Raw genomic sequence first — 11970 nt, 5'->3', positions numbered from 1 at the left:
CTAAATTTTTTAGCTGGACTTGACTTACTTTTGGGGAGGGGGGCAAGGACTGACAATCTTTGGTTAAAACATGTCAAGGACCATAGAAAACGCCAGGCATCGCCTGGCGTTTTTCTATGGCCTCTAAAAATCCTATCGATGCATTCAATTTTTGTTGTTGACACATTGGGAAAACAAAGAATAACGAATCGTATTAAGCTCACCCCGCGAGTCTTCGTAGGTCATCAACCGTTGATACACCTCGCAAGTACGGGGATCCTGGGACTGACGCACAAATTTTGCAACATCAATCTTCATTCCATACTTGTAGTCCTGAATCTCTGGTATTGGCTTATTATTTTTCGCCGCATAGCTAGCCACGGCGTTCTGATGTTCCTGAATATATTGCAACTGCTTCTTTTCGGAAAACGTAGTAGCTTGTGAAACTATAGGCAAAACAGCTAGGGCTGCCGCAATGATAAGCTTTTTCATAAGGTCCTCTCAATATCAATCTTATTGGGAGTAACCTTATCAACTCACAGGCATCACCGGCATGACGGTAAACTTACAATTTTGAAAGGTGACAACAATATCCAGAATGAAAAGCCCACAACGTTGCTGTGGGCTTCTGTTATGGGCTATCAGCTACCCGCTTCATCACCATCATCATCTTTGCGGTGTGCCCATTGATACAGAGCAGGAAGCACCAACAGAGTAAGCACGGTAGACGAAAGAATCCCGCCAATCACCACTGTCGCCAGTGGCCGCTGAACTTCAGCACCGGTACCTGTTGCGAGAGCCATCGGGATAAATCCGAGGGATGCGACTAGGGCTGTCATCAGAACGGGCCTTAACCGTGTCAACGCGCCTTCATCTACCGCTTGCCGGAGGGTACGTCCTTCCTCCCGCAGCCCGCGGATAAAAGAAATCATAACCAGGCCGTTTAGAACTGCCACACCGGACAGCGCAATGAAGCCAACTCCCGCCGAGATAGACAGCGGGATATCCCGCAACCACAGTGCAACTACACCGCCGGTGAGTGCGAATGGAATTCCGGTGAAGACCAGCATGCCATCCTTCAAGTTGTTGAACATCAGGAACAGCAGTGTCATGACCAGAAGCAATGCGACTGGAACAACGATCTGCAGACGCTTGGCTGCTGATTGCAACTGCTCAAACTGGCCACCCCAGGTAGTCCAGTAGCCTGCTGGGATCTGCACAGTAGCCAGCGACTTAGTCGCTTCTTCAACGAACGAGCCTAGGTCACGGCCTCGAACGTTTGCACTAACTACTACCAGCCGTTTCCCATTTTCGCGGCTGATCTGGTTCGGGCCCAACTGCAAGTCAAGATTAGCGACTTGGGACAGAGGAATGAACCCTATCTGATTAGCATCCTGAGCAACATTAGCAGGCACAGGAATCAGCAAGCTGGACATACCCGCTACGTCAGTGCGCACGGTCTCAGGCAGTCGCACCACCATATCGAACCGACGATCGCCCTCATACAATGTACCTGCCTGGCGGCCACCCACAGCAATAGCAATTGAGTTTTGCACATCCGCGATGTTCAAACCGTAGCGTGCTGCTTTTTCGCGGTCGATGTTGATGGTTAACACAGGAAGGCCGGAAGTCTGCTCAACCTTGACCTCCGATGAGCCCGGTACCGCTTTAAGCGATGCCGCGATTTTGTTGGCGGTGCTGTTGAGCGCGTCCATGTCATCGCCAAAAACTTTCACCGCAACGTCACTACGCACGCCCGAAATCAGCTCGTTGAAACGCAACTGGATCGGCTGGGACAACTCATAGTTGCTTCCCGGGACACCTGCTGCGGCTTTCTGCACCTCAGCGATCAGCTCATCACGAGGCTTATTGGGATTTGGCCACTGATCCTGAGGCTTAAGCATTATGTAGGCGTCAGAGGCGTTAGGCGGCATTGGATCAGATGCGATTTCTGCAGTACCCGAGCGTGCGAACATCCGCTCTACTTCTGGGACCTGCGCTATTACCGCTTTCTCCAGGCGCTGTTGCATCTCGACGGACTGAGTAAGGCTCGTTCCGGGCACTCGCATAGCCTGCATCGCAAAGTCGCCCTCACTAAGGCTGGGAATGAACTCGCTACCCATACGACTTGCAAGTATACCGCTAAGTACGACCAGAGCTACTGCAGCCGAGAACGCAATGTTCCGGTGCCCAAGAACCCATTGCAGTATCGGCTCATAGCGCTGTCGGGCGGTGCGCATTACCACGCCCTCCTCTTCCTTGACCTTGCCAGTGATGAACATGGCGATAGCAGCAGGAACAAAGGTTACGGAAAGAATCATTGCCCCCAGCAGCGCCATTACGACAGTGAATGCCATGGGGTGGAACATTTTTCCTTCGACGCCGGTTAGGGCGAAGATCGGCAGATACACTACCATGATGATCAACTGGCCAAATATCAGTGGCCGGCGAGCTTCACCTGCAGCGGCAAAGACTTCATGGAAGCGTTCTGCTTTGGTGAGTATGCGACCATGCTTGTGTTGCGCATGAGCCAGTCGGCGGATCGCGTTTTCTACTATAACCACGGCACCATCTACAATAATGCCAAAGTCGAGTGCTCCCAAACTCATTAGGTTTGCACTAACCTTGTTGTTGAACATACCTGTGAAGGTAAATAGCATGGACAGCGGGATCACCATTGCGGTGATCAGTGCTGCGCGGATGTTGCCGAGGAACAGGAAGAGAATAGCAATTACCAGAATCGCGCCTTCCACCAAGTTCTTCTTCACCGTCGCAATGGCTTTTTCAACCAAGTTGGTACGGTCATAAACGGTCACAGCAACCACGCCCTTCGGCAGGGTGCGGTTGATGTCGGTCAATTTGGTGGCCACAGCTTGGGACACTGTACGACTATTTTCACCAATCAGCATAAATACGGTACCGAGTACTACTTCGCGACCATTCTCAGTAGCAGCCCCCGTTCGCAGTTCTTTACCGATGCTGACTTCAGCAACGTTGCTGATGCGAATCGGCGTGCCATCTACACTGGTAATTACGATGTTGGCAATATCTTCGATATTGCTTACCTGACCCGGCGCACGAATGAGCAACTGCTCACCATTACGCTCGATGTAACCGGCGCCCACGTTGGCGTTGTTGCTTTCCAATGCAACTACCAGGTCATTAAGTGTCAGCTTGTAGGTAGCCAACCGCTTCGGGTCCGGCGCAATCAGAAACTGCTTGGCGAAGCCACCGATGGTGTTGATCTCGGCAACACCAGGGACGTTGCGCAGCTGCGGCTTGATAATCCAATCCTGGATCACTCGCAGGTCGGTGGGAGTGTAAGGAGTACCATCTTCTTTGAGTGCGCCATCTTCCGCTTCAACGGTCCACAGGAAGATTTCACCAAGCCCGGTGGATACAGGCCCCATGACGGCCTCGACCCCATCTGGCAACTGTTCCTTTGCAACCTGCAAACGCTCGTTAATGAGTTGGCGGGCAAAAAAGATGTCAGTACCGTCTTTGAAGATCACGGTGACCTGTGACAAGCCGGAGCGAGATAGGGATCGGGTTTGCTGAAGGCCCGGAAGACCGGCCATGGCCGTTTCAACTGGAAACGTGATCCGCTGTTCGGTTTCCAACGGCGAGTAACCAGGGGCGCCAGTGTTAATCTGCACCTGGACGTTTGTGATATCAGGCACCGCATCAATGGGCAGTTTTTGGTAGCTGTAGATACCTATACCGGCCATGATTAGAACTGCGATCATTACTACGATGCGCTGCTCAATGGCGAATCTGATGATACGTTCAAACATAAGAAATCATCCTGTAAATTCGCATCAGTGGCCATGCTCGGCAGACGCTTTGCCAAGCTCAGACTTGAGCGTGAAGCTGCCACTGGTTGCCACTTGGGCACCCGATTGGAGGCCTTCGGTTATTTCCACATAGCCACCGGCACGGCGACCTAGAGTTACCCTGCGAGTGTCGAAGCCCTCAGTGGTCCTCACGAAAACTGCAGTTTTTTCCTCGACGGTCTGCACCGCTGACTCTGGAACAGCTACAGCAACTTGATCAGTTTGTGACGTGACTGCGATGCTCACGAACAGCCCCGGTCGCCAGGCCCCATTGGGATTGGTCAGAGTGACACGGACGGGCGCTGCACGATTCTGCTCGCCCAAAAGGCTGCCTACGTAACCCACCTTGCCCTCGACCTCAGCCTTCATGTCAGGAGAAGAAACCTTTACCGAGCGGCCAGTCACGACCTTTCCGAGATCGCCAGGAGGAACCGCGAAAGTTGCCCACACCTGATTAAGATCGGACAGGATGAAAGCATTGGTTGCCTCGCTGACCACCTCACCGACGGTCAGGTGCTTTTCCACTACAACTGCGTCGAAAGGCGCACGCAGTTCATAGCGGTTACCGCCTGCAGAATTGACCGAAGCGCCGATTGCTCCGACCTTTTGCTTAGCGTTGGCCAGTGATATTTCAGCTTCTTGCAAAGCTTGTCGCGCCTGAAGGTAATCTTGCTCGGCGGAGATTTTGTCCTGCCACAACTGCTTCTCGCGGTCAAAAGTCAAGCGTGCCAACTCAACACGTCGCTGTGCAGCTTGTTGCTCACTGCGCATATCCGAGATCTGTTGACTGGCAATCACCGCAAGGACTTGGCCCTTCTTGACCGACTCGCCCAGGTTCGCCTGAACGCTTTCAACAACTCCAGGAACGCGAGGTACCACATGTGCGGTGTGGTCCTCATCAAACCGTATTTCGCCAGGAAAAGTCACAATAGTGCTAATCTCACGGGGAGCAGCTGCTTCCAGAACGACGCCCGCAGCCTCAATCTGCTCGGCGCTAAGCGTCATCTTGCCCTCTTCCTCATTGGCATTTTCGCTGTGGCCTTCCTCACCGTGACCTTCATCCCCCCCGTCTTTAGCAGGTGCTACAGCAGTTCTCTCATGGCCATCTTCAGTGCCATGTTCGGCCTTACTGACTGGAGGCTGCTCGGAACTGGAGTTCCAGGCGAAACTGCCAAATCCGAGGACTGCCACAGCGATTACCGCGAGCGCGATCTTGCGTTTGTTATCCATTGCTACTCCTGCTGATCTTAGGTACCGGCTTATTCAAAGACGCATACAAGGAAAATGCCTGGCCTGTTCAGCGCGTATTGGCAGTCAAGCCGACGTCGCCATACACCCTTTCCACTTGAGCACGCGCATTGGTCGCAGCCGCCAAAGAGTCGAGGTACTGGCCACGAGCAACTATCAAGGTGCGCTGAGCATCCAGCACTTCGATGAAACCGAATTTGCCCATCTCAAATCCACGAGTTGCGGTATCCACGGCCTGTTGAGCTGAAGGCAGGATCGTCTTGTCATAGGACTCGACCTCCTGCATGGCGGTAGCCCACTGATTCACTGCGGTTTGAGTTTCGGAACGTAGCCTGAGCTCAACAGCGTTTCGCTGGTCTCGGGCCTGATCTGCGCGGCGAGAAGCGGAAAGAATGTTGCCCTGATTGCGATCAAACAGCGGTAAAGGCATCGACAGCCCCACGACATTGACCCTCTCGCGAATAGAGCGGTCGTATTGGCTACCAACACTCACGGTGAGATTCGGGATGCGCTGCGCCTTTTCCGCGCCTAGTGAGGCATCGCTCTTATCTATTTGAGCAAGCGCTTGACGCATATCTGCGGTTTGATCGAGCTTCGCCAGTAATTCTGTAGCTTGCGGCGGCTTGCCGGGAGATAGGTCTGGCGAGTCAAGACGATCAAATGCAGTGACCGAACTGCCTATTAACTGGGCCAATTGCTGGTAAGCCGTTGACTTCAAGGTTTCAGCGCGCCTTACCTGTAACTTGGCTTCAGCCAGTTGCACCTGAGCGCGCGTGGCTTCCACCGGCGAGGACTTACCGGCACGCACCCGTCCATCGACGATGCGCAGACCGCGTTCGGTGAGCTCCAATGATTGTTTTGCCAGATTCAAGCCGGTCTGAGCTCTCAAAGCAGCGTAGTAAGATTGAACAACATCTGCACGAAGGCTATTGACTCGACGGTCCAGCTCTAACTGCGCGACGCTTTGACCGTAGGTTGCAACCTCGACACGAGCACGTCGCTTGCCACCCAACTCTAACGGCTGACTAAGCGCGACAGTCGTCGTGCTGGTATTACGACGGGTGTCTTCTACTTGATAAGAAATTTCAGGATTGGGGATGAGTCCAGCCTGCTTGCGCACTCCTTCAGAGATTCCGATCTCTTGACGTGCTGCTGCAAGATCGGGGTTAGCGTCTATTGCCGTCGAAAGCGCTTCAGCCAGACTGAGACTCTGGGCAAATGCGGCAGGCACCCACAATCCAGACAAGACCATACAGAACACAAAGACTTTCAAAGGAAAGATGGGGGTTTTAGATAAAGCAATGTGATTATACCAGGGCACTTTGATAGTCCTCATGCACAAACTTTGATAAAGCTTGGCGAGAACGCCTAAACAGCTGCCAAGCTCCTCTGGATCAGGTGATGGCACTCTAATCAGCGATCACTATCAGAGGGGTGGCTATAAAATTACAATTTCGTTAGAAACCCTGGGGGGATAGTCGAAATAGAAAGCTTTCAGGCGAAACGCAGGGATTTAGTGAAAAAGATTCTGGAAGCCCTGCAACGGTGGAAATACCTGATAACAGAATTGTAATCACCCCGTCACCGACTCGTTATCTTTGATCTGCAAATATGACCCAGGCGCTATTCTAAGTGCTCCACCGGGCCAAAACAACAGACTATACCCGCGTAGGTAAATCATAATAAAAACTGCCGTAATCAAAGGAGCATCGCATGAGACACAAAGTAACTTTGTATTTGGCTGCGGTTTCAGCTTTTTCTGGAAGCTATGCCCTCACGGCACAAGCGGAAGGTAAACCAGAAGGTTTTATTGAAGGTAGCAGCCTTACTGTTCTAAACCGCAACTTCTATTTCAATCGTGATAATCGTGATGCATCTGCGCCGACTTTCAACAGCGGCAAAGGCAATACCAACGGTTATTCCGAAGCTTGGGCACATGCGATAATCACTAAATTCAACTCTGGTTTTACGCAGGGCACTGTGGGCTTTGGTATAGATGCGTTTGCAATGATTGGCATCAAGCTTGATACTGGTGGCGGGCGCAACGGTGGCCGTAGCAGCTTTGACGTGCTGCCTGTTAACGGTGACGGCGAAGCACGTGATGAATACACTAAGGTGGGTGGAGCAGCGAAGTTTCGGCTGTTTGATACTGTCGTAAAGGTTGGAGATGTTTTCCCCGCAACACCCGTCGTGGCATCGGGAGATTCTCGCTTACTCCCTGAAAGTTTCCGCGGCGTGACGGTCGAAAATAGTAGCATTCAAGGCCTAACCTTGCAGGGTGGTCGACTGCATGCGATGAGCCAGCCTGGTTCCAGCAACTTGAACGATAACTTTGCCACATTTTATGCCGGCCCGGTCAACTCGCCTTGGATTGGGTACGGCGGCGGTGATTACCAAGTCAACGACAACATCACGGTGAGCCTTTACGCCAGCCAATTGAAGGATGTTTGGAATCAATACTATGCCGGTAGCAGCCTCACTTACCCACTCAGCGATGATTTGACGCTTATCGGCGGATTCAACTACTACAAAGCTGTAGATGAAGGCAAGAAGCGCCTGGGCGAATTCGACAACAATATATGGAGCGCCAAGCTCGGCGTCCGGTACGGTGCGCATACTCTTGCACTGTCTCATCAGCGAAACAATGGCGATGACGACTTCGACTACCTTCGTCAATCAGACTCAATCTTCGTTGACAACTCAATACAGTACAGCGACTTCAACTCACCGAAGGAACGCTCTTGGATGCTGCGCTACGACTTGAACATGACCAGCTACGGTATTCCGGGGCTATCGTTCATGACTCGTTATGCCAGAGGTTCTGGTGCAGACTATTCGAACGCCAATCAATTCTATATGCGCACTGATGGTAACGGCGATCCGCTCACGAATCAAAAACGTTGGGAGCGTGATATTGAAGTCAAATACGTCGTACAAACAGGTGCGGCGAAAGATCTTTCCTTGCGATTACGTCAAGCAAATACTCGTGCCACTGCATTCGAATCGGACTTGGATGAAGTACGCCTGATCGTTGAATATCCACTTTCGATACTGTGAGCCCTAAACAAGATCGATTTATTCATGTGACTCGCCTAAAACAAAAATAGCGAGCTTAAAGAATTCACCTTGAGTTGCTTAAATGCTCCTTTGGTAAAAGGTGAATATTTTGCGCCCCCCTGGGGCGCTTTTTTTTACCTAAAATTCGAGTAAATCTTCGAGTACGCGCACCGCGTCCCGATGGAGTTCATGACTGCACCAGTGACCGCCTTCTTCAGCATGAGAAAAATCGCCCTCATCTGCACGGAATAAAATGGCCATAATAAAAAAAACAACCCAACATTTCATAAGGTCAATTCAGCAGTAGAGAAATAACCCGCAACTGGTTGGTCCGAGCCACGATATAATATATCGCGATGTTATCAAGTGTATTGCTCACTGATTACAAGTACGTTATTTAGCCCCCACCCAAGTGGTTTTGAATTATCATTCCTGCCAATGATGACAGCGCATTCGCGTAGTTAAAACAGCTCAGTCATATCGAGACAAAATCCAATGCGAATTCTGGTAATTGAGGACGAAGTAAAAACTGCCGAATATGTGCGCCAAGGCCTTACGGAGAGCGGTTATATCGTGGATTGCGTACATACCGGATACGACGGGCTTTTTCTGGCCAAACAACATATGTACGAGTTAATCATCCTAGATATCAACCTGCCGGAGATGGATGGGTGGCAGGTACTTGAATTGTTGCGAAGAAACAATTGTCTTTGTAGAATTATGATGCTTACTGCTCGAAGTCGCTTGGTTGATAAAATCAGAGGACTAGAGAATGGTGCAGATGATTACCTAATTAAGCCTTTTGAATTCCCGGAACTGCTTGCTCGAGTTCGCGCACTGATGCGCAGGTCTGATAATCCAGCATCTGTTGAGATCATTCGCGTAGCCGATCTGGAGCTGGATCAAAGCCGTCATAGGGCGTTTAGAGACGGTCAGCGTATCGACTTAACAACGAAGGAATTCGCACTTCTGCACTATTTAATGAGAAATACGGGAATTGTCCTGAGTCGTACACAGATCATATCTCAGGTATGGGACATGAATTTCGACTGCGATACAAATGTTGTAGAAGTTTCAATTAGAAGATTAAGAGCCAAGATGGATGATCCTTTTGAAAACAAACTGATACATACACTCAGAGGCGTAGGATATGTTCTAGAAAAACGCTAGCGTGCTGTTCTTGAAGCAATCACATACGCTCCTGTGATTTCGCCGACTCACGGGCACTTCAGGTTTCATCCAAGTTTGTCTTTCACTTGGCGCTTCTGGCCTACCGCGTCGGATATACATTTCGGCGCGCAAAAAACTTGCTAATCGAAGCTTTCAACTCGCCTACCGGTCCAAAACCGTGGTGCGAAAAAACACCATACCCCCCCGAAACAGCGCTCGATAATGCTTATCCACAAGCTGGATTTCAGTGTCCAATGTATGTGGAAGCGTTCAGACCCGCTTTCACTTTAGGTATTTGTGAGTAACGTAGTTGCCGATGATAAAGTGTAGTTCAAGGAACGTGGATTTTTATCAGTTGATACTCTCATAATCTGGTGAGACGAACTACGTGACGGTGCCACGGCGCACATATCCATGTAGTTGCGTGTGGATATGATAAATCTACCGGGGCATGAAGCCTAAGCATGCCATGGAGTGGACAATACGGTCGTGACTTAAAGGTCGCATACTCTATGATCTCTGAAGGCGAGCAAGTGAATCACTCCGGCTCTCTAGATACCTTGCAAGCTCATTGCATAACGCTTTTAAACTCTACAGTGAAAGCTACATATTGAAACGATTACGGCGTTTTGCGTTGATGGTTGACGATATTCGACACCTCCCCTTGCCGTCGGGTTAAGCCGTCACACTTGCTCAATCGTCAGAACTTTTGCATTAGCTTGAGTATCGCCATAAGCGTCCGGGCATCACGCCTTGCGTGATTAAAAAGATTGCGGCAGCAACTGATCGATTTCACTCGCCCGCTGCGTCGGCAGCCGCGTGAGAGCATCCTTCAGATATGCATACGGATCATGACCATTCAGGCGCGCAGACTGGATCAGACTCATGATCGCTGCCGCACGTTTTCCGCTGCGTAAGGCCCCTGCAAAGAGCCAGTTCTTGCGCCCAAGGCCCTATGATCGGATCTGGTTCTCTGCCCAGTTATTGTCTATGGGTACAGCCCCGTCATCGAGGTAGCGCGACAGCGCTGCCCAGCGTTCGAGACTGTAATCGAGTGCTCTGCTGATGGCTGAGACTTCAGGCACGAGGTCACGCTAGGCAATCAACCTGGCGTGCAGCATATTCATCACCCGTACAGCTTTTTCTTGCCGTATTCGGAGTCGTAAATCCGGCCCCAGATCGCGACTTCGCTTTCAATTTCGTACAACAACTGGATATAACGCAGAGCTTGCTCCGCAAGCGTGCTTTTATTCTTAGCGTGCAGCTCAAAGAAATTACGTTGCGCATGAGCCATTCACCCGATCTCGGTCACGTCTAGTTCGAAGCTGGCTTTGTAACCGACACAATCATCGCAGACCAGCTTGTCCTTCCAGTCATTCAGGAAGTTGCGAGCGTGTTCTCCGGCGCGGCTAGGGCTGAAGTCGTGAACCACCGCTGCCGCGTCCGAGAACTGGCTGGTGGCATAGGACCAAATATAAGAACTGTGGGTTTTCTTAGTTCCCGGCATGAGCATTTGCACAGGTGTCTCATCGGCTTGAATAATCTGCTGCCCGAGAACCACGTCGCGCAGCGCATCAACCAGCGGCTGGAACTGAACCCCAGTCACGGCCATCTGGCCACCGTCGGTGAGGCTATGCACGCTAACTCCTCCTCTCTTTCTCTTCGTTAAGTAGCATCAGCCATGAATTCATTCAAAAAGACCGTTCAAGTCATTGCACTCGTTGCAACGCTAAATGCAGCCTCATTGTTACAGGCAGCGTAATCAATTGCCGTCTACAAAGCCCCTAACTGTGGCTGCTGGACCAGGTGGATCGCTTATCTGAAGGAGTGGTCGACTATATGGAAAACAACATTAGCGATATGAACGAGAAGCTCGGCGTACCCGTAAATCTGGCGTCGTGCCACACGGGAGTTGTAAGTGGGAAATTCGTCGAAGGCCATGTTCCGGTCACACAAATTGCTGAACTAAGTCGACGAGCCAATCTGGACGGAATAGCTGCCTTCGGTATGCCCGTGGGATCGCTCGGAATGGAGTCAGGTGACCGACGCAGCGCCTACCCGGTAATTGGGATGAGCAAGTCAAGGGGAGAGACGGTTTTACAGGATTTTCCGGCCCGCTAGTGGCTGAGGAACCGCTCTACTAAACTGGTTGAATACCGGATACCGGGTTTCGAAAAAGCTACAGCCGGCTGATCAAATCTTCCGGCTGGAGTCTGATTAGCGGATCGCTGTATCCAAGCAAATATTAGTCGAAAATTTCCCGTAAAAACGATTTCTTATGATAAACCTGCTCTTCCTGATGCCTCGACTGATTCTGATGGCCGTTCTGATATCCGTCCCGCCAACCACCACCGTGACCAGGCTGCGGCGCGGAGTGGCCGTGCTTAGTGCCGCGTTTGTTGTCATGGTGGCCAGAAGACGGCTGGGCATACACAGGTTCAGACGGAGGTGTACCTTGCAGCGACTGAGATACGCTCTGTGGAAGAAAACGAGCTTCTTGTTCTTCCTGCTGGCTACGCTCGATGATCTTGTCGAGTTCTCCCCGGTCAAGCCAAACACCTCGACATTGCGGGCAATAGTCGATTTCAACGTTTTGACGTTCCGACATTACCAACAGTACTTCTTTGCAAACTGGGCAGTGCATGGTTCTCTCCTCCAGCGAATGAGCTATATAAAACGCAGC

At 51.1% G+C, this 11970-nt stretch carries 8 protein-coding genes and 1 pseudogene; 3 read left to right on the top strand and 6 right to left on the bottom strand.

The window, feature by feature from the left end; genetic code table 11:
* Positions 1-144: 144 nt before the first annotated feature.
* The 4 genes from ODQ19_RS21325 to ODQ19_RS21310 all read right to left on the bottom strand — a co-directional run bounded on the left by ODQ19_RS21325 (position 145) and on the right by ODQ19_RS21310 (position 6381).
* Positions 145-471 (bottom strand): DUF2790 domain-containing protein, encoded by a 327-nt coding sequence (locus ODQ19_RS21325; RefSeq protein ID WP_019818112.1) that lies wholly within the window; start codon positions 469-471, stop codon positions 145-147.
* A gap of 149 nt (positions 472-620) precedes the next feature.
* Positions 621-3773: a CusA/CzcA family heavy metal efflux RND transporter gene (locus ODQ19_RS21320; protein ID WP_024073371.1), complete on the bottom strand. Its 3153-nt coding sequence runs from the start codon at positions 3771-3773 to the stop codon at positions 621-623.
* A gap of 24 nt (positions 3774-3797) precedes the next feature.
* Positions 3798-5042 carry an efflux RND transporter periplasmic adaptor subunit gene (locus ODQ19_RS21315; protein WP_024073370.1) on the bottom strand — a complete coding sequence of 415 codons (1245 nt, stop codon included), beginning with the start codon at positions 5040-5042 and terminating at the stop codon, positions 3798-3800.
* A gap of 67 nt (positions 5043-5109) precedes the next feature.
* On the bottom strand, positions 5110-6381 hold the full coding sequence (locus tag ODQ19_RS21310; RefSeq protein ID WP_131672237.1) for a TolC family protein: 1272 nt from the start codon (positions 6379-6381) through the stop codon (positions 5110-5112).
* Positions 6382-6773: 392 nt separating this feature from the next.
* On the opposite strand from ODQ19_RS21310, the gene ODQ19_RS21305 reads away from it, so the two are divergent.
* Both ODQ19_RS21305 and ODQ19_RS21300 read left to right on the top strand, forming a co-directional pair.
* Positions 6774-8117: an OprD family porin gene (locus ODQ19_RS21305; RefSeq protein WP_024073368.1), complete on the top strand. Its 1344-nt coding sequence runs from the start codon at positions 6774-6776 to the stop codon at positions 8115-8117.
* 495 nt (positions 8118-8612) lie between these two features.
* Positions 8613-9287, top strand: coding sequence for a heavy metal response regulator transcription factor (locus ODQ19_RS21300; protein ID WP_019818115.1), 675 nt, complete (start codon positions 8613-8615; stop codon positions 9285-9287).
* A 761-nt stretch (positions 9288-10048) separates the two neighbouring features.
* Here the strand turns inward: ODQ19_RS21300 and tnpC are convergent.
* Positions 10049-10899: pseudogene (gene tnpC, locus ODQ19_RS21295) on the bottom strand (IS66 family transposase); the annotation flags it as partial.
* 227 nt (positions 10900-11126) lie between these two features.
* On the opposite strand from tnpC, the gene ODQ19_RS21290 reads away from it, so the two are divergent.
* Positions 11127-11408 carry a DUF411 domain-containing protein gene (locus tag ODQ19_RS21290; protein ID WP_307847822.1) on the top strand — a complete coding sequence of 94 codons (282 nt, stop codon included), beginning with the start codon at positions 11127-11129 and terminating at the stop codon, positions 11406-11408.
* Between the two features lie 124 nt (positions 11409-11532).
* Here the strand turns inward: ODQ19_RS21290 and ODQ19_RS21285 are convergent, their stop codons facing one another.
* Entirely contained in the window at positions 11533-11931 is a 399-nt protein-coding gene (locus tag ODQ19_RS21285) for a TFIIB-type zinc ribbon-containing protein (protein ID WP_073844972.1), read from the bottom strand.
* Positions 11932-11970 lie beyond the last annotated feature (39 nt).

The sequence above is a fragment of the Pseudomonas sp. AM4(2022) genome (genome assembly GCF_036346515.1).
GTDB lineage: Bacteria > Pseudomonadota > Gammaproteobacteria > Pseudomonadales > Pseudomonadaceae > Aquipseudomonas > Aquipseudomonas paracarnis.
This window is presented reverse-complemented; position numbering and strand designations above follow the sequence as displayed.